We start from the raw sequence: 17,652 nt of genomic DNA, 5'->3' as shown, positions 1-17,652 counted from the left end.
CCGCCGCCCCTGGGCCCTCGCGCCCGCGATGAGGGCCCGGCGGGCTCTCAGTCCGGCGGGGGGCTTCGTCGGGCGGAATCGGCGAGTCGTCGGGCGAACGTCTCGACGAGGCCGCGGAGTTCGACCGGGCGATCGATGACGAAGGGGCGATCCAGCGAGGCGAGTACGGCCGGCAGCCAGTCGAGCCGGTCCACGCGCAGGTCGACGCGGCACCAGGGGTCGGCATCCGGATGCGCGCCGTCCGGGGAGGGGAGTTGCGACACGAGCGCGAGGCCGGCGGGCAGCCGGGCACCGATGTCCCCGACCGCCCCCTGGACGCGCAAGGACACCTCATGCCGGTACGGGGCCGTGGCGAGTCCCGTCAGGACGCGCTGCGCCGGATCGCTCGCCTCGGGCGGTGCGAACGAACCGGGCAGGATCCGCACCTCGGCGATCCGGTCCAGCCTGAAGGTGCGGTCCTCGCCCACGGAGGGATCCACAGCCGTCATGTACCACCTGCCCGCATGGGCGACGACCCCGTACGGGTGCAGGGTGCGCTCGCTGCGTCGGCCGTCGCCGGCGGTGTACCGGAGGGAGATCGGCCGGTGGTGGTGCACCGCTTCGGCGATCGGGAGCAGGACTCCCGGATCCGGGGCGGGTGCCGTGCCGGGCGGATCCGTGAAGGCGAGCGAGCCGAGCACCGCGTCGAGTCTGCGGCGCAACCGTTCGGGCAGTACGCGTCTGATCTTGGCCGACGCCGTCTCGCTCGCCGTGTCCGTGGCCGCTGTCAGGCCGGACCGCCGGCCCGCGATCAGGCCCAGCAGAACGGCGAGCGCCTCGTCGTCGCTCAGCATGAGTGGGGGCAGACGGTATCCGGGGGCGAGCCGGTAGCCGCCGTAGCGTCCGCGCACCGATTCGACGGGCACGTCGATGTCGAGGAGCCGTTGTGCGTAGCGCCGCACGGTGCGTTCGTCGACGTTCAACCGGTCGGCGAGTTCGGACACGGGTCGGATGCCACCCGACTGCAGGAGCTCCAGCAGGGTGAGGACGCGGGCAAGGGGGCGGGGCATGTCCGAAAGTCTCCCGCACATACCGGGCGGGTTCCGCCCGGTATTGGTCGTAGCGTGCGGTCACGAGCACCGACCGACCAGAGGAGAAACCCATGAACTTCGTCTCCGTCCGCATCATCACGGGCGACGTCGCACGCCTCGTCGACTTCTACGAGCGGGCCACCGGCCTGTCCGCTTCCTGGGGCAACGAGGACTTCGCCGAGCTCAGGACGGCCTCGGCGGCCCTGGCGATCGGCAGCACCCGCACCGTCCCCCTGTTCGCCCCCGGATCCGCCCACCCCGCCGACAACCACAGCGTGCTCCTCGAATTCCTGGTCGACGACGTGGACAGCGTGTACCGGAATCTGCGCGGCTTCGTGGACGACTTCGTCAACGAGCCCACCACGATGCCGTGGGGGAACCGCGCCTTGCTGTTCCGTGACCCGGACGGCAACCTCGTCAACTTCTTCACCCCCGTCACGCCGGCCGCCATCGAGAGGTTCGCCGGCTGAGGACGGCACGCCCCGGCGGGCAGGCCAAGGGGCCGAGTCCGCCGGCGCAGGGCGCAGAAGCACTCGGGGAGGGCTCGCACCTCCCCCTGGTGGCGTGCGTGGTCTATCGACCGGGCGAATCGCCGGTGCGCTTGCGCGACAGCCGAGTGGCGAGGATCGCCAGGTCCACGGCGAGTGCTCCGGCGGCCAGGGCGATCTGCCAGACCGGCCCATCGGAGACGAGGGCGACCACCAGGTAGCCGGCGAGGATCACCGCGAGGGCCGCTTCCATGACGGCGTCCCGCTTCCACCACCGTGCGCGGGGGGACTCCTCTTCGGACAGGCGCAGCGCGTACAGCTCCACGGGGCCGAACTCCTCCTCGGGTGCCCGTCCGGTGGCGTCGAGGTGGTCCGTGGCCTCCTTCGTCAGCTCGGCCGCTCGTGCACGGGGTATCCCGTGGCGCTCGGTGAGCAGTTGCGGCAGCCGGGTCGGCCAGGTCCGGTGCTCGCCCGTGTTCAGGTCGCCGGCATTCAGGTCGCCGGCATTCAGGTCGTCCGTACGCGGTTTCATGACTGCTCCTTCGGTGTCTTCGGTCGGTTCGGCCCGCATGGGTGTCCAGAGCAGCGCGAGGCCCAGTACGCACAGGAGTGGAGCCGGGAGGTGGCCGAGTGGCTTGTCGGACAGCGAGGTGAAGGCCACCGCGCCGATCACTGTCGCCGCGGCCACGGCCCCCCAACCGAGGTTGCGGCGCGTCTGGTTGGGGATCGCGGAGACGATGCCGCCACCGGCCAGGGCCATGACGATGAGCGAGGAACCGGCCAGGGCGGCCGGGGTCACGGCCGGCATGGGACCGTTCGTCATCCAGAGACCGGCGCCGATCATCAGGGTGGCCAAACCGACCGGGACGGCGGCGTGGCGGAACGCCTGGACGAGTGTCAGATCGTTCCTGGCGTGGCGCAGCCGCTCCTCGGGCGGAACCCGCTCGCTGGCCACGGCGGCCGCGTACTCCTCCGGTGGGCCGAAGGCCTCCTCGGGGCTCTCACCACTGTCGACGCAGTGCTGCTCGACCTCGGCCAGCACCGCGTCCGCGGTGGTGCTGTCCACGGAACGCGCGGCCAGGGCCAGCCGGGTCCGGGCGTTCCACCGGGTGGCGGCGTCGGTCATGGGTTCTCCTCCACTGTGTGGGAAAGGAGTTGGGCCATGGCGTCGGAGAACGTCTCCCAGCCGGCGCTCTCCTGCCGCAGTCGGGTCCATCCGGCGTCGGTGAGCCGGTAGACCTTGCGGCCCGGCCCGCCCTCCCCCGGTTCCCACCGGGCTTCCACTGCCCCGTCGGCCTCCAGTCGGCCGAGTACGGGGTACAGCGCACCGCCGCGGACGGTTCCGAAGCCCCGGGCGGCCAGTTCCTGCACCAGCGCGTAGCCGTGCCGCTCGCCCTCGGCGAGCACAGCCGCGAGCGCGAGCGGCAACACCCCGCGCAACCAGCCGGTCATGGGTTCTGCGCCGGCCATGCGAAAGTCACCCCCGCCATCTACTCCCGAACTCGGACTAGTTCGTTCTCAGACTAGTGTGGCCGCACGGCCGTCCCGCGTCAACGCCATCCGGATGAAGTCGACTTGCTCCCCCGTTCCGCCCCGGCTCAGGAGTCCAGGACCTTGCCCTTGGCCCGCTCGTACTCGGGTGCCGTGAGGGCGCCGCGGTCCTTGAGTTCGGCCAGGCGCGACAGTTCCTCGGCCTGGCTCGTGATCGCGGCGCTCTCGCGCGCGTAGGCGCGGAACGCCTCCTCGTGCCTCTGGTTGCGCATGAGTTGACGTTCACCCATCCCGCGCCCACGGATGATCAGGTAGATGAAGACGCCCAGATAGGGCAGCAGGATGACGAAGATGGTCCACCCGGCCTTGGCCCAGCCACTCAGGTCGTCGTCACGGAAGACGTCCCCGATGATGCGCATGAGCAGCACGAACCAGAAGACCCAGAGGAAGCACAGCATCATGGTCCAGAAGAGGTTCAGCAGCGGGAAGTCGTAGTCCTCCGCCAGGTTGATCAGCGAGTTCTGCATGGCCCGGTCTCCTGTTGGTCGGTGTCGGCCGGCGGCCCTGGGTACGTCCGCTTCGGGTGGGCGCGTTCGCGTCACGCGGGCGACGGGGTGAAGGGGTGCAACTCGTCGGCGCCCGGCTGTACGACGCCGTAGCTGCTCTCCGGCACCTCGTTCCAGGCGCCGGGCAGGTCACCGAGGGGTTCGGACACGATGAGTCGGGTCTCCTCGGAGATGTCCCGCAAGAACGCCATGTCCGGGTGCAGTCTGCGCAGCGCGTCCACCCGGCTGCTGTAGAACAGCGATCGGGAGTCGTGCCCGCTGGAGTAGCGGAACGCCCACACGCGCACGCCGTCGCTGATGGCGAGCGTCATCTGGAGGGGGGACTCCACCCCGTGGTCACGGCCGACGCGCTCCACCACTCCCGCCATCCGTGCGACGGCGGTCGGCGGGTCCTGGTCGAGGCCGAAGGTGAGGGCCAGGAAGAACATCACCTCGGAGTCGGTGGTCCCCTCGATGTCGGCGTAGAGGGCGGGGTCGACGAGCAGGGTGAGGTCCCGGCGCATCAGGTGGAAGCCGGCGATGGCTCCGTTGTGCATGAACATCCAGCGGCCGTGTCGGAAGGGGTGGCAGTTCGACTGCTGCACCGCCGTGCCGGTCGATGCCCGGATGTGGGCGAAGAACAGCGGCGAGCGGACGTGGTCGGCCACCTCCCGCAGGTTGCGGTTGTTCCACGCGGGACCGACGTCCCTGAGGAGTGCGGGGGTGCTGTTGTCCTCCGAATACCAGCCGACACCGAACCCGTCGCCGTTCGTGGTCTCCACGCCGAGCTTGGAGTGCAGGCTCTGGTCGATCAGGGAGTGGGCCGGTTTGTACAGGATCGTGTCGAGCAGCATGGGCGTTCCCGAGTAGGCGAGCCACCGGCACATGCGTCATCACCTGGGTCCCTGCGGCGCCGCCGGCTGCCTGCGCGGGCGACCGCATCGCATCGCTTTGCCGCTCACGTCCGGCATGGAGCCGTCGCAGCGGACCCGCCCGCACCCCTGGGGTGCGCCCACTGCGCGGGCAGTCTCATTCTCGGCTCCCGTGAGGAGGAGCGCGATCCGGGCCGAGCCCGCGGCCCGCATCGCGACGGACCGCGCGGCCCTGAACACGTTCCTCCGGCGGCAGCCGACCAGGCAGGCGGTGTTCCGACCGCGCCCGCCGGTGGGAACGGTGCTCGGCGTGCCGGGTCGACCGGCGTCCCGCAGGGTGGAGGCATGGAGCGAGCCCCGATCGTCGTGCACCGGGTCAGCCCGTCGGGCGGCCGCCGGGTCGGCATTCGCGTGAGCGGTGTGGACACGATCCTCGGCGTCGCGCACGGGGACACCGATGTGATCGAGATGCTCAGACGGATCGAGGTCCCCGACCCGGACGAGTTGGTGCTGGGGGACTCGCCGCTGATCGAGTGGCAGGTCGACGGCCCGCACGTGTACGAGGCCGAGACCGGGCCGCCGCCCGCCGATCTGCCCTGACCCGCCGGCCGCTGTCGGGCCGATCGCAAGGCGGGGCGAGGCGGGCCGGGCCGGGCCGGGCCGGGCGACCGGATTGTTGAATCTTCGATTGTCACGGTTCGGGAACTGCCGCACGCCGCGCGGGCGCCTCTCATAACGTGGCGCGATCACACCGGAACAGCCAGTGAGGTACGCCCATGTCACAGCAGCCCCCGTACGGCCACCAGCCCCCGCCCGGATACGGGTACCCGCCCCCGCCCCCGGCTCCGCGGAAGACCGGTGCGGGGAAGATCGTCGGGTTCTCGTGCCTCGGCATCGTCGGCCTGGTCGTGGTCCTCGGCATCGCGGGGGCGATGCTCGGCGACGACACCAGTGACAAGACGGTCAAGCCGTCGACCGCCGGTGCCTCGCAGCCGTCCGCGAAGGCCGACCCGGCGCCGGCCTCGAAGCCGGAGAAGAAGTCACCGATCACGGTCACGGCGAAGGCCGCGACGTTCAAGCCGAGCGTGCTGGCCAACGGCGACTACACCAGCGTGTCCGTCACGGTCACGAACAATTCGGCGAAGGAGATCAGCGTCAATCCGCTGTACTTCGCGATCACCGACACCGCCGGGACGAAGCACGGGCCTGAACTGGGCGTCGACGAGGCTCAGATCGACACGGTGGACCTCGCGCCCGGCGAGAACGTGACGGGCGTGATCAGCGGGAAGGGCGCGTTCACTGCGAAGAAGGTGACGTACGCCGACGGCCTGCTCGGGGACAACGTGCGCGCCGACGTCTCCTGACGCGGTATCGGAAAGCTCCCTGCCGGACATGACCGGACCCTGTGCGGCAGGGAGCAACCACGAGGCGGGGGCGCGTGTACCGGCGCTTGACGTCGTGGCTCCGGCTCCGGCTCCGGTTTCGGCTCCGACACCGAATCCGACGCGAACCTGCCGGACCCGCCGAACCTGCCCAACCGCGGGCCAACCTGATCACGCGTCGGGACGGACTTCCCGCAGGAGCGGATGGAATAATCGCCCACCCGTACGGTCAAGCGACTGGCCACCCCCCGCCGACACGAACGCCGCACCTCACCTGGCTGGATCCGGCCGTCTTCGATGCCACCGGAACAGGAGCGCGCCATGCGCCTTTACGCCCAAACCCCGGCGAGGCGAAGCCGGCAGGTGCTCGCGGACCTGATCGCGGTGGCCCTGATCGCGGCCGCGGTGTGGTTCGCCCTGGCCGTCCGTGACGCGATCCTGCTGCTCGCCGAGCCTGGGCGGAAGGTGGAGAGCGCGGGCGACCATCTGGCCACCGGCCTCGACAACGCCGGCGAGGCCGCTTCCAAGGTCCCGCTCGTCGGCGGCCTCCTGAAGAAACCGCTCCAGTCCGCGGCCGACGCCGGCACCGGGCTCTCCGATGCCGGACAGTCGCTCCAGCACACCGTGGAGAACGTGGCCACGCTCACCACGCTGGCCCTGATCATCCTCCCGGTCACCTTCGTCCTGGTGCTGTGGCTCCCCCCACGCCTGCTCTGGATCTGGCGCATCTCCACCACCCGGCGGCTCCTGGAAGCCCCGGGAGGCGCCGACCTGCTGGCCTTGCGCGCCCTCACCGGACCGCCGAACGACCTCAGGGCCATCCCCGTCCCCCCGGCGGGACTCGCCGACGCCTGGCGCCACGGGGACCAACAGGTCATCTCCGAACTGTCCAAAGTCGCGCTCAGACGGGCGGGTTTGCGGCCCCGACGGCCCGCGAGCGGAACGACTCGACGGCCCGACTCCCCCGAAGCGCGCCCTGATCACCCCCACCGGTGACCGCGTGGCCGGTCCCCCGTCGCCCGCTCGCCCACTCCCCAGCAGCCCCGCGGCTCCTCGTACATCACCTCGTGTCACAGACGGCTGACGGACCTGTTCAGGAGCGGCCGTCATGGCTCTGGCGACGGTGGACGGCGTCGTGCTTCCCTGAAGAAGCTCTGTTGAGCGGCACGGCCGGATCACACGGCGCCGACGGTGTTCGGCGCGACGGAAGCCAAGCCGATGGGGGACCTCCATGACCGCCGCGCGCAACGCCCCGGACATCCTGTCGCAGGAGTTCGCCGAGAACCCGTACCCGACGTATCGGGCGCTGCGCGAGAGCGAGCCCCTCGTCTGGCACGAGGCGACACAGAGCTACCTCATCTCGCGCTACGAGGACGTGGCCCGGGCCTTCAAGGACAAGGAGTCGCTCTTCACCACGGACAACTACGCCTGGCAGGCGGAGCCCGTGCACGGCAAGACCATTCTCCAGATGAGCGGCCGGGAACACGCCACGCGGCGCGCTCTGGTGGCTCCGGCCTTCCGCGGCAACGAGCTGCGGGAGAAGGTCCTCCCGGTCATCGAACGCAACGCACGCGAGCTGATCGACGTGTTCCGCGACACCGGGTCCGTCGACCTGGTGAGCGGCTTCGCCTCCCACTTCCCCATCACGGTGATCGCCGACATGTTCGGACTGGACCGATCCGGCCAACAGCGCATCGGCGGTTGGTACCGGGCCTTCGTGGCGTTCATCGCGAACCTGTCCGGGGATCCCGAGTGCGCGGCGGCCGGCGAGCGGGCGCAGGTCGAGTTCGCCGCGTACATGCTGCCGATCATCCGGAACCGGCGGGACCACCTCGGTGACGACCTGCTGTCCGCGCTCTGCACCGCCGAGGTCGACGGGGTGAGCATGAACGACGAGGACATCAAGGCGTTCTGCAGCCTCTTGCTCACCGCGGGGGCCGAGACGACCGACAAGGCCATCGCCGGACTCTTCTCGAACCTCCTGGCCAACCCCAGGCAACTCGCGGCCGTGCGGCAGGATCGCGGGCTCATCGAGCGGGCCTTCGCGGAGACGCTGCGCTACAGCCCACCCGTCCACATGATCATGCGGCAGGCCGCCACCGATGTCGCGGTGAGCGGGGGCACCATCCCCGCCGGCGCCACCGTCACCTGTCTGATCGGGGCGGCGAATCGCGATCCCGATCGCTACGAGGATCCGGACCGGTTCGACATCTTCCGCACCGACCTGACGGCGACCACCGCCTTCTCCGCGGCCGCGGACCACTTGGCGTTCGCGCTGGGGCGGCACTTCTGCGTCGGTGCGCTGTTGGCCAAGGCCGAGGTGGAGATCGCCACCAACCAGCTCCTCGACGCGATGCCGGACATCCGGCCCGCCGAGGGGTACGACCCGGCCGAGCAGGGTGTCTTCACCCGTGGCCCGAAGTCCCTGCTCGTGGAGTTCACGCCCACCGCCCGCTGACGGCCTGCCCCGCGCCGCCGGGAGGCAGTCCTCCGGGCACCGCGGGGCAACCCTCACGGCGGTCCCTCATCCCGGGGCCGTCCGCCCCTCACCCCGCCAACGCCCCCCGACCTGCGGGTTCGGCCGTTCGTCCCACCGCCGAACTCCTTGGACGACGGGCGTGGACATGGCATATCGTCAGGCGGCTCGGGTCGCCCGTCAGGCGGCCCGTCTTCATGTCGCACGCGCACGTTCCCGTGGGGGGTACTCCGTCATGTCCTTCAACAAGTCCGGCCCGCCGCCGCCGCCGTCGCCTCGATCCGAGGCCGGACCGACGACGACGCCACCACCGCCGGCGCCCCATTCCGCTCCCGCCCCGCCGCCGCAGGCCACCGGGGTGCTGTGCTCGCCCGAGGGACTGGCAACGGCCCTGACCGTGGTGTTGGCCGTGGGCGCCACCACCGATCTCGTCTCGTCCGGGGTCCACCTGTACATCCGGGGGCTGATGAAGGACCTCCTCGACGCCCCCGCAGGCGTCCAGGACGACAGCATCGCCCTGGCCGACCTCCTCAACGGTGCGACCGGCGTCGCGCAGACCGCCCTGCGCCTGGCCACGATCGTGGTCTTCATCATCTGGTTCCACCGGGTCCGCTGCAACGGCCAGGTCTTCCGTCCCGACGGATTCAGCCAGTCCGCCGGCTGGGCCATCAACGGATGGTTCGTCCCGTTCGCCAACCTCTTCTTCCCGTACCGGACGGCGCGGGAGACCTGGGAGGCCAGCACTCAGCGAGCGCCCGACGGCTCGTACCGCCATGTGTCCAGCGCCCCGGTGACCGCCTGGTGGACGGTGTTCGTCGCGGCCATGGTCCTCGACCGCGTCTTCTCCAGGCGGTACGTCGCGGCCAACACGGCGGAGGCGATGCACAGTGTCTCCGCGCTCGGCGCCGTCACCGACGTCATCACCATCGTCGCCGCCGTCCTGGCCGTCGTCTTCGTGCGCAAACTGACCGCACTCCAGCGGGTGAAGGCCGCGCAGGGGCCGATCGCCGCGAGCTGACGGTCAGGCGGCAGGCGGCGCGGCAGGCGGTCGGACCGGTTCCTCGTACTCGCGCCGCCCGCCCGCCCGCCCTACTCGACGAAGTACGAGTCGTGCCTGACGAAGAACTCGGTGCGTTCCTCGTCCGTCGCGTTCGCGAGCTGCGACAACCCCTCGAAGTACTCTTCGCGCGGTGCCCCCGGCGCGAACACCATCAGCATCTCCGCCGGGGCGTCGGAATCATTGCGGAAGGCGTGCAGACCGCCCTGCGGCACGAAGAGGAAGTCACCCTTCTTCGCATCGATCCAGTCGGCGCCGTCGAACAGCCGCACGGTGCCGTCGAGGATGAAGAACGACTCCGAGAACGTCTTGTGGAAGTGGGTCTTCGGGCCTCCCGCGCCGGCGCTCATCTCCACCCGATAGAGGCCGAACTCCCCGTTCGTGGAAGCCTTCGTGGCCAGGTAGTGCGTCGCGTCGCCGTTCGGGGACGACAGGTCCGCCGGTGTTTCCACGGGCCGGAACACCGCGCTGACCTCGCCCTTGTCCCCCGCATAGCGGGCCTGCGGATACGACGGATACGACATGTCTGTCCCTCCCGGGTCACTCCTGCATGGACGGTGCAGCCGTGACAACCAGCCGCCCGGTGCTGTTCTTCCCTCGCGGACGAGAACCATGGATGGACGGGCCGCGGCGGGGCAGCAGCGGGACATGGCTGTCCTTCGAAAGCTCGCCCGTCCCCTGCTCGCCGCCCCGCACATCGTGGAGGGCCTGCGCACCCTGCGCCGGCCCGAGAACGCGGCGGAGGTCTTCCAGCCCTTCGCCCAGGCCGTGGGCGAGCGCGTCCCGGCGGCGGGTGGCGACCCCCTGAAGCTGGTACGCGTCCATGGTGCGATCCAGGTCGGAGCGGGCCTGATGATCGCCGCGGGGCGCGCCCCGCGGCTGGCCGCGCTCACCCTCGCCGCCACGGTGGTACCGACCGCGCTCACGAGCCATGCCTTCTGGACGGTGAAGGATCCGGAGGAGCGGGCGCAACAGCGTGCCCGGTTCCTGACGGACCTCGCCGCGGTGGGAGGTCTGCTCATCGCCGCCGCGGACACCCACGGGAAGCCCTCGCTCGCCTATCGTTCCCGGCACGCGCTCGACCACAGGCATCCGGTGAGGGCGGTCCGCCGTCCCGTGGAGGTGGCGGCGGCCACCACGGCCGCCCGGGTCAAGGCGGCCGCCGCCCTCGCCGATCCTCGCTGAGCAGGCCCGCCCGTCGCCGGTCCCCGTGGCCGGCGACATCACGGAGCACGACGCGTCCCGGGTCGTGACCGCCGCCGGTCGCGACCGCTCGCAAGGAGGAGGAGCCCCATGACAGACGTTCGCCGGACCGTTCGGCGCCTATCAGTCGGCTCCCTGCTCCGGCCGGTCGCGCTCGGCCCGCGCCTTCTGGCCCGGACGGTGACCGTGGCGGTCCGTTGCGCGCGGCACCGCACGGCCGCTGTACCCGTCGCGGTCTGTGCCACCGCCGGCGAGCACCGGGTGTGCCCCGGTCCGCGGGGTGGTACCGGCCCGGATGCCGTGGAGGGACCGCGGTGCGACCCGAACACGTCCCACGGCGACCCGGACGCGCCCCACGACGGCCCGGACGCCTCCGCGACCGGCGCCGCCCGTCGCGAGCGGGCGCACGAGGCGGTCGCGTCCCGTACCACCGGCCCCGACGACCTGGCCTCGCTCCTGAACATGCTGGACCTGCGGCCCGGTCCCGACGGGAGCGGCACGGGCCCCGGAAGGGACCGACGCCCCTCCGACGGCAACGGCGCCTGACCGAAGGGGCATGACCGCCTGTGCCCGGCGCCGCGTCTTCCGTACGTGTTCCGTACGCTGGCGTCATGCGCATGCGCCCCACGCTGACCTGGACCCCCACCGAGGACCTGCGGCCCGGCACCACGGATCCGGGGCCCGTCGCCGACGCCCTGGAGGCCGGCGGTGTGCTGGTGCTGAGCGGGGCGGGCATGTCCACGGAGTCCGGCATCCCCGACTACCGGGGTGAGGGCGGGAGCCTGCGCCGGCACACCCCGATGACCTACCAGGACTTCACCACGAGCGCCTCGGCCCGACGCCGGTACTGGGCGCGCAGCCACCTCGGCTGGCGCACGTTCGGCCGCGCCAGGCCCAACGCCGGGCACCGGGCCGTGGCGGCCTTCGGGCACCGGGGACTGCTGTCGGGCGTGATCACCCAGAACGTCGACGGACTGCACCAGGCCGCCGGCAGCGAGGACGTGGTGGAACTCCACGGCAGCCTGGGCCGGGTCGTCTGCCTGTCCTGCGGCGCCTCGGGCTCGCGCCGTGAACTGGCCCTGCGATTGGAAGCGGCCAATGCGGGCTTCGAACCGGTGGCCGCGGGGCTCAACCCCGACGGTGACGCCGATCTCACCGACGAACAGGTCGGGGACTTCACCGTGCTGCCCTGTACGAACTGCGGCGGCATCCTCAAACCGGACGTGGTGTTCTTCGGCGAAACCGTTCCGCCGCAGCGGGTCGCACACTGCCGCGAGCTGGTCGGTGCGGCGACCTCCCTGCTGGTCCTGGGCTCCTCGCTGACGGTCATGTCCGGGCTGCGCTTCGTCCGTCAGGCAGCCCAGGCCGGCAAGCCCGTACTGATCGTCAACCGGGACCCGACCCGCGGCGACCGGCACGCCGTCACCCGGGTCGAACTGCCTCTGGGAACGACCCTCACCGCCCTGGCCGACCGCTTGGACATTCCCCTGGACGCCTGAGGGGCACCGCCCCGCCGAAGGCGCCACCCCCGCCCGGGTTCGTCACGGCTCACGGCTCCGTCGTGGTCACGGTCCTCAGCAGGGCCAGCCCCAAGGGGGTGATGCGGTGCAGTACGGATCCGCCCCGGCGGCTGGTGGTGATCAGATCCGCGTTCCGGAGCACCCTCGCGTGCTGGCTGGCGGCTGCCGCGGAGACGTTGAGGCGGCGGGCGAGCTCGGTCGTCGTACTGCCTTCGGCCGTCACGCGCAGGGCGGCGGCCCGGGTGCGACCGAGCAGCGATTCCAGGTTCCGGCCCGAGGAGCCGGCCGCAAAGCTCGGCCCGGCGCCGGCCAGCGGCTCACGGAGCGCCGGCACCGTCAACCGGGGTGGCTGCGTGGTGTCGAGCGGGTCCCACAGCAGGCTCACCGCGCGGGGCGAGAAGACGGTGGGGGTGATGATCAGTCCCCTTCCCCGGAGGTGGACCTCGACCCCGCGCGGGTAGGGAGCCTCCAGGACCGGCGGACGCCAGCGGACCAAGGGCGCGCACAGCGAGCGCAGCAGCAGATCGACGCCTCCCTCGAGCAGTACGTTCGTGTAGCGGGAGGACAGCGCGGCCAGTTCGGAGCGCCCTTTGTGCCAGTAGGGCTCCACGGCCAGCCGATGGCAGGCGCGCAGTGCCTCGGCGAGTTCCCGACGCGCCTCGCGGTCCCCCTCGGACACCCGCCGTGCCCAGGGCAGGTGTTCCAGGGGGAAGTCGATGCCCGCGAACTCTCGTCGCAGACGGGCCGCCGGTGCGTGGAGCAGGTTGTCCACGGCGTGTTCCAGGGAGGGCCCGTCCCCCATCAGGGCGAGCAGGTCGAGCCCGGGCCCACGCACCGGCAGCAGGGACGTCAGCGGGCGGGTGTTGGCTCCCATGCGGCCCGCGACGGCCGACCGCCACGAGCGGAAGTGGGGGCTGTCCCCGCTGCCCCGCAGCAGTTCCAGGCTGTAGTAGGTCTCCGCCGCGACCCCGATCGTCGCGGCGACGCGTGTCCGCGCGAGATCCTCCGCCGTGAAGTGAATGCGTAACACCGATCGGCCCCCTGCCGGTGCTGGAGCGTGCCCGCGCTCCCGCAGCATTCCCCGACCGGGCTCACCACACGCCTTCCGATCGCCTCTGGGACGGAGGCGAAACAGGCTCGGGTGGCCTTCGGCCGGGGGGCGGATTCACTGCGGGCACGTTCCTTCGGGAGGCGCCGGGTGGGCCGTTCCTGCTCCGGCGCGAACCGACCGGGCTCGGTCGTCACCGATGTACCGCGCGTCGCGCCCGCAAGAGCGCGACCAAAAGCGCGACGCGGTGCCACGCCGCGGACGGTTACGTGATGCGGCAGCCGGCTCCGCCGACGTAGTTCGCGTCCCTGATCTGGCTCTTGAGGCCGAGCCGTGTGTCACCGGGTCCGACGCAGATGGTCCGGTCGAAGCCTCGGACGATGTCGAGCTTGATCTTGATGGTGGTGGGGCCGCAGTGGTTGTAGAACGCGATCTCCCGGCCCGCGTAGTACCCGCACGGTGAGGCGGCGGGCCGGATTCCCGCTCCCCCGGCGCTGCCCGTACCGCCCGCGCTCGCAGGGCTGATCGTGCCCATCACCGCGGCGGAGCCGAGAACGGCGACCGCCATCCAACGTCGCATGCCATTGACCCGTAAGCGCTGCATTCCTGCCCACTCCCCTTCATGTCACTTCGGGGCGTTCACCCCTTTGCCGCAGCACAGACTTGCAGAGACGTCCTCGCACCGACAAGCCTCTAAGCCGTGACTTAAACCCGCAGGTGAAACCCGCTTTCCGGCGCTTCCCGGGCATGCTTGCCCTCCCTCTCGCACGGAGGTTCGCAAGCGTGCGTCTGCGCTGCGCGGGAAGGGGGCGGCCGCGCCCCGGCCGGTCCTCTCCCGGCCCGGCCGGGCCGGGAGCACGACGAAGCACCGCCCGGTCCCGGCGGCGGTAACGTAGGCATGTGGGGCAACTCCTCAGGCTGCGGGAGACGGATCTCTCGACGGGCGAGAGGCGGTGCGCATGGATCCCGAGCCCTTCGACGAGGTCACCAGCCCCGCCGCCCGGGCCGCGGGCGGCTGGCTCGGGGGTCTGGCCGTGGCCGTGCTGGCCACCGGCAGCGACGGCCGGATCGTGCGGTGGGACGTCGCCGCCCAGGAGTTGCTGGGATACACCCCGCGCGAGGTCATCGGACGCCACATCGCCGATCTGTTGCATCCGGGTACGGACCGGAGTCTCGGCAGGTCGTTGTGGGAGAAGGCGGTCACCGCCCGGGGCGTGATGGGTACCGTCACCGCCTGGCACCGGGACGGGCACCCGGTCGAGGTGGAGATCTGGGCGGCGCCCGTCCCGGCCCGGCCGCGCGGCGGGACGACCGTGTTGGTCTTCGCCGCCGACGCCGCCGCGGCCCAGCGGATCCGCGGCTCTTCCGCGGTGTGGGACGGGCTGTTCGCCCGCTCCCCGGTCGGCATCGCCCTCTTCGACACCCGATTGCGTTTCCTTCGGGTCAACCCCGCCCTGGAGGCGATGAACGGCTTGCCGGAGGCCGCTCACATCGGCCGGCGCCTGGCCGAGGTGCTGCCGGGGGTGAACGCGGCCGCCATGGAAGTCCTCATGCGGCAGGTACTCGAAGAGGGCCGGCCGGTTCTCGACTCCCGTCGCATCGGCCGCACCCCGGCCGCCCCGGACCAGGACCGGGTGTGGTCGTGCTCCTACACCAGGCTGGAGGACACGGACGGACACCCCCTCGGACTGGCCGCGTCCCTGATCGACATCACGATCCAGGAGCAGACCCAACTGGAGGCCGAGGCGGGCCGTCGTCGTCTCGCGCTCATCAACGCGGCCACCTACCGCATCGGCACCAGCCTGGACCTTGAGCGCACCGCGCAGGAGCTGGCCGACGTCACCGTCCCCGACCTCGCCGACATGGTCACGGTCGACGTGCTGGAGTCCCTGGCCTCGGGTGCGGAGATCGGATCGGGCCTGGTGGCCGGGACCCGCCTGCGCCGCCTGGGCAAAGCCCCCTCCGGCTCGCCCCTGGCCGAGATCCTCGCCCCCCTCGGACGCACCCTGGCCTTCCCGTTGGCCGCGCCCTACACGCAGCCCCTCGCCGATCGTCACGCCTTCGTCATTCCCCGTCTGGACGAGGAGTCCATCGCGTCGGCGGCCCGCCACTCCCCGGCCCCGGCCGAGCTGGTGAAGCACGGCGTGCACTCCTTCATGATGGTGCCGCTGCTCGCCCGGGGAACGGTGCTGGGCCTGGCCACGTTCTACCGCTGCACCACACCGGAGCCCTTCGGCGACGAGGACACCGCCCTGGCCACCGAACTGGCCGCGCGGGCGGCCGTGTGCGTGGACAACGCCCGCCTCTACCACCGCGAGCACGACACCGCCCTCATCCTGCAGCGCAGCATGCTGCCCCAGCACATCACCCCGCCCCCCGGCATCGAGGTCGCCCACCGTTACCTGCCCGCCAGTGACGTCAACGAGGTCGGCGGCGACTGGTACGACGTGATCCCCCTGGTCGGCGACTCCGTGGCTCTGGTGATCGGCGACGTCATGGGGCACGGCATCCAGGCCGGGGCCGTCATGGGCCGGCTCTCGGCCAGCGTCCGGGCCCTGGCCAGGCTCGATCTCGAACACGACGACATGTTCCACCAGCTTCAGGCCGCCTTGGACGACCTGGCCGAACCGATGCTCGCCACCTTCCTGTACGTCGATCTCGACACGGCCACCGGGGCCTGTCGCATCACCTGCGCCGGGCATCCTCCGCCCGCGCTCGTGACCCCCGACGGCGTCGCGCGCCTTCTCGACGTACCGCCCGGGCTCCCGCTGGGCGTCGGCCCCACCCGCTTCACCACCACGCACACCACACTGGCGCCGGGCAGCGTGATCGTCCTCTACACCGACGGTCTCATCGAGGCACGCGGCGCCGACATCGACGACCGTCTGGGCGAGCTCACCCATCTGTTGGCCGAGCCCGCGCCGTCCCTCGACGCGCTGTGCGACAGCCTCGTCACCCACCTGGTGCCCGCGTCGGCCGACGACGACATCGCCCTGCTCGCCGCCCGCCTGAACGGGCCCTGAGGCGTCGAAGGGGTGAGGGGCACAGTCGGGTTCCCGCACCTCCGCGAGTTGACTGAAATTTCAGTCAGTGCCAGAGTGGTCATCAAGGCCGCAGCACCCGCCGTGCGAAGCGGCCGCAGCGGCGCGGAGCGCGCACTCTTGCCCGTAGGGACCGGTGTGTCGCACCTGTCGCGCGCCTGAGCCGCATCCTCTCGCTCGCCCTGGCCGGATGTACCCTCCGCCGGCCCACGATCGGAGTTCTCCCGTGTCTTTCCTGCCCCCCACCCGTCGGACCGTCCTTCGCACCCTCGCCGGAATCGGCGCCGCCGTCGCGGGCGCCTCGGCCTGCTCCCCCGCGTCCGGAGTCACGGTCGACGCCACCGCCGGCTCCTCCCAGCCCTCCACAGCGGGCGCCAAGCGCCGCTTGGGCGCCGAGTGGGAGAGCCACACCCGCACCTTCATGTCCTGGCCGGCGCTGAGCGCGGTCTGGCACGAGGACCTGCGTTACGTGCGCGAGGACATCGCCCGGATCGCGCGGGCGATCGGGGAGTACGAGGCGGTCGTCCTGATGGCCCGGCCCGACCAGGTCGACGCGGCCCAGCGGGCCGTCGGCTCCCAGGTCGAGGTCATCCCGCTGGCCGTCGACGACCTCTGGGCCCGCGACACCGTCCCCGTCTTCGTCGAGGAGGGCGGCAAGGTCGTCGGCGTCGACTTCAACTTCAACGGTTGGGGCAACAAGCAGAAGCAGCACCAGAACGACGCCCTGGTCGGGCGCACGGTGCTCAAGAAGTACGGGATCTCCCGGGTCCAGGCGCCCCTCGTCGCGGAAGGCGGCTCCTTCGAGCCCGACGGCGAGGGCACCCTGATGATCACCGAGAGCTCGATCGTCAACGACAACCGCAACCGCGGCAAGAACCGGGACACCATCGAGAAGGAGCTCAAGGAGACCCTCGGCGTCGAGAAGGTGATCTGGTTGGCCGGCGTCCGCGGGGAGGACATCACGGACGCCCACGTGGACAGCCTCGTGCGCTTCGCCGCGCCCGGTGTGGTCCTGCTGGACCGCGCGCACCCCAGTACGCCCGCGGACTCCTGGTCGCGCTCCGCCGACCAGGCCAAGTCCGTGCTCTCCAAGGCGACGGACGCCCGCGGCCGGCGCTTCGAGGTCATCGACCTGCCGCAGCCCGACCTGAACAGGATCACGGGCGAGGGCGACGACTTCGTGTCGACCTACGCCAACTTCTACATCGCCAACGACGCCGTCTTCATGCCCAGGTTCGGCGACCGCAAGGCCGACGACACGGCACGCGGCATCCTCCGGGAACACTTCCCCAAGCGGGACGTCGTCCCCGTCGCCATCGACACGATCGCCTCCGGCGGCGGCGGCATCCACTGCTCCACCCACGACCAGCCCGGCAAGCCCGCCGCCTGATCGCCTCTCCTCGACCCGCCCCGTCCCGGTGCCCCCGGGGCGTCCCGCACGCCCCGGGGGCACCGGCTC

Annotated in this window: 19 protein-coding genes; 11 read left to right on the top strand and 8 right to left on the bottom strand. The window is 71.4% G+C overall.

Annotated elements, in window-relative coordinates:
* Positions 1 to 47 precede the first annotated feature (47 nt).
* Positions 48 to 1,049 carry a helix-turn-helix transcriptional regulator gene (locus OG906_RS32680; protein WP_329447639.1) on the bottom strand — a complete coding sequence of 334 codons (1,002 nt, stop codon included), beginning with the start codon at positions 1,047 to 1,049 and terminating at the stop codon, positions 48 to 50.
* A 92-nt stretch (positions 1,050 to 1,141) separates the two neighbouring features.
* On the opposite strand from OG906_RS32680, the gene OG906_RS32675 reads away from it, so the two are divergent.
* Positions 1,142 to 1,540: a VOC family protein gene (locus OG906_RS32675; protein ID WP_329447638.1), complete on the top strand. Its 399-nt coding sequence runs from the start codon at positions 1,142 to 1,144 to the stop codon at positions 1,538 to 1,540.
* A gap of 103 nt (positions 1,541 to 1,643) precedes the next feature.
* On the opposite strand, the gene OG906_RS32670 is transcribed toward OG906_RS32675, so the two are convergent.
* The 4 genes from OG906_RS32670 to OG906_RS32655 all read right to left on the bottom strand — a co-directional run bounded on the left by OG906_RS32670 (position 1,644) and on the right by OG906_RS32655 (position 4,481).
* A complete protein-coding gene (locus OG906_RS32670; protein ID WP_329447637.1) occupies positions 1,644 to 2,684 on the bottom strand; it encodes a hypothetical protein in 1,041 nt (346 codons plus the stop codon).
* On the bottom strand, positions 2,681 to 3,028 hold the full coding sequence (locus OG906_RS32665) for a PadR family transcriptional regulator (protein WP_329447636.1): 348 nt from the start codon (positions 3,026 to 3,028) through the stop codon (positions 2,681 to 2,683). Before OG906_RS32665 ends, OG906_RS32670 begins: the two co-directional genes overlap by 4 nt.
* 128 nt (positions 3,029 to 3,156) lie before the next feature.
* Complete coding sequence (locus OG906_RS32660; protein ID WP_267826773.1) at positions 3,157 to 3,576, bottom strand: SHOCT domain-containing protein; 420 nt, start codon at positions 3,574 to 3,576, stop codon at positions 3,157 to 3,159.
* A 71-nt stretch (positions 3,577 to 3,647) separates the two neighbouring features.
* Positions 3,648 to 4,481, bottom strand: coding sequence for a class II glutamine amidotransferase (locus OG906_RS32655; RefSeq protein WP_329447635.1), 834 nt, complete (start codon positions 4,479 to 4,481; stop codon positions 3,648 to 3,650).
* A 330-nt stretch (positions 4,482 to 4,811) separates the two neighbouring features.
* Here OG906_RS32655 and OG906_RS32650 point away from each other — a divergent pair, with 330 nt between their 5' ends.
* The 5 genes from OG906_RS32650 to OG906_RS32630 all read left to right on the top strand — a co-directional run bounded on the left by OG906_RS32650 (position 4,812) and on the right by OG906_RS32630 (position 9,342).
* Positions 4,812 to 5,066 carry a hypothetical protein gene (locus OG906_RS32650; RefSeq protein WP_329447634.1) on the top strand — a complete coding sequence of 85 codons (255 nt, stop codon included), beginning with the start codon at positions 4,812 to 4,814 and terminating at the stop codon, positions 5,064 to 5,066.
* A gap of 176 nt (positions 5,067 to 5,242) precedes the next feature.
* The gene (locus tag OG906_RS32645; protein WP_329447633.1) at positions 5,243 to 5,830 is read left to right on the top strand and encodes a DUF4352 domain-containing protein; all 588 of its coding nucleotides are present in this window, start codon (positions 5,243 to 5,245) and stop codon (positions 5,828 to 5,830) included.
* Positions 5,831 to 6,169: 339 nt separating this feature from the next.
* Positions 6,170 to 6,844 carry a hypothetical protein gene (locus tag OG906_RS32640; RefSeq protein ID WP_329447632.1) on the top strand — a complete coding sequence of 225 codons (675 nt, stop codon included), beginning with the start codon at positions 6,170 to 6,172 and terminating at the stop codon, positions 6,842 to 6,844.
* A 235-nt stretch (positions 6,845 to 7,079) separates the two neighbouring features.
* On the top strand, positions 7,080 to 8,306 hold the full coding sequence (locus tag OG906_RS32635; RefSeq protein WP_329447631.1) for a cytochrome P450: 1,227 nt from the start codon (positions 7,080 to 7,082) through the stop codon (positions 8,304 to 8,306).
* Positions 8,307 to 8,559: 253 nt separating this feature from the next.
* On the top strand, positions 8,560 to 9,342 hold the full coding sequence (locus tag OG906_RS32630; RefSeq protein ID WP_329447630.1) for a DUF4328 domain-containing protein: 783 nt from the start codon (positions 8,560 to 8,562) through the stop codon (positions 9,340 to 9,342).
* Positions 9,343 to 9,413: 71 nt separating this feature from the next.
* Here the strand turns inward: OG906_RS32630 and OG906_RS32625 are convergent, their stop codons facing one another.
* Entirely contained in the window at positions 9,414 to 9,905 is a 492-nt protein-coding gene (locus OG906_RS32625; protein ID WP_329447629.1) for a cupin domain-containing protein, read from the bottom strand.
* Positions 9,906 to 10,029: 124 nt separating this feature from the next.
* Between OG906_RS32625 and OG906_RS32620 the strand changes: the two genes are divergently transcribed.
* The 3 genes from OG906_RS32620 (at position 10,030) to OG906_RS32610 (ending at position 12,083) form a co-directional block, all read left to right on the top strand.
* Positions 10,030 to 10,566 (top strand): DoxX family protein, encoded by a 537-nt coding sequence (locus OG906_RS32620; protein ID WP_329447628.1) that lies wholly within the window; start codon positions 10,030 to 10,032, stop codon positions 10,564 to 10,566.
* A gap of 108 nt (positions 10,567 to 10,674) precedes the next feature.
* On the top strand, positions 10,675 to 11,130 hold the full coding sequence (locus OG906_RS32615; RefSeq protein WP_329447627.1) for a hypothetical protein: 456 nt from the start codon (positions 10,675 to 10,677) through the stop codon (positions 11,128 to 11,130).
* Positions 11,131 to 11,195: 65 nt separating this feature from the next.
* Entirely contained in the window at positions 11,196 to 12,083 is an 888-nt protein-coding gene (locus tag OG906_RS32610; protein ID WP_267802552.1) for an NAD-dependent protein deacetylase, read from the top strand.
* Positions 12,084 to 12,132: 49 nt separating this feature from the next.
* Here the strand turns inward: OG906_RS32610 and OG906_RS32605 are convergent, their stop codons facing one another.
* Entirely contained in the window at positions 12,133 to 13,134 is a 1,002-nt protein-coding gene (locus OG906_RS32605) for an ArsR/SmtB family transcription factor (RefSeq protein ID WP_329447626.1), read from the bottom strand.
* A 283-nt stretch (positions 13,135 to 13,417) separates the two neighbouring features.
* Positions 13,418 to 13,732 carry a DUF6355 family natural product biosynthesis protein gene (locus tag OG906_RS32600; RefSeq protein WP_267802555.1) on the bottom strand — a complete coding sequence of 105 codons (315 nt, stop codon included), beginning with the start codon at positions 13,730 to 13,732 and terminating at the stop codon, positions 13,418 to 13,420.
* A gap of 379 nt (positions 13,733 to 14,111) precedes the next feature.
* Here OG906_RS32600 and OG906_RS32595 point away from each other — a divergent pair, with 379 nt between their 5' ends.
* Together OG906_RS32595 and OG906_RS32590 are read left to right on the top strand one after the other, a co-directional pair.
* On the top strand, positions 14,112 to 16,175 hold the full coding sequence (locus tag OG906_RS32595; RefSeq protein ID WP_329447625.1) for a SpoIIE family protein phosphatase: 2,064 nt from the start codon (positions 14,112 to 14,114) through the stop codon (positions 16,173 to 16,175).
* A gap of 244 nt (positions 16,176 to 16,419) precedes the next feature.
* Positions 16,420 to 17,583: an agmatine deiminase family protein gene (locus OG906_RS32590; protein WP_329447624.1), complete on the top strand. Its 1,164-nt coding sequence runs from the start codon at positions 16,420 to 16,422 to the stop codon at positions 17,581 to 17,583.
* Positions 17,584 to 17,652: the final 69 nt, after the last annotated feature.

Source organism: Streptomyces sp. NBC_01426 (assembly GCF_036231985.1).
Lineage (GTDB): Bacteria > Actinomycetota > Actinomycetes > Streptomycetales > Streptomycetaceae > Streptomyces.
Note: the sequence above shows the minus strand (reverse complement) of the source record. Positions and strands in the feature narration are given on the sequence as shown.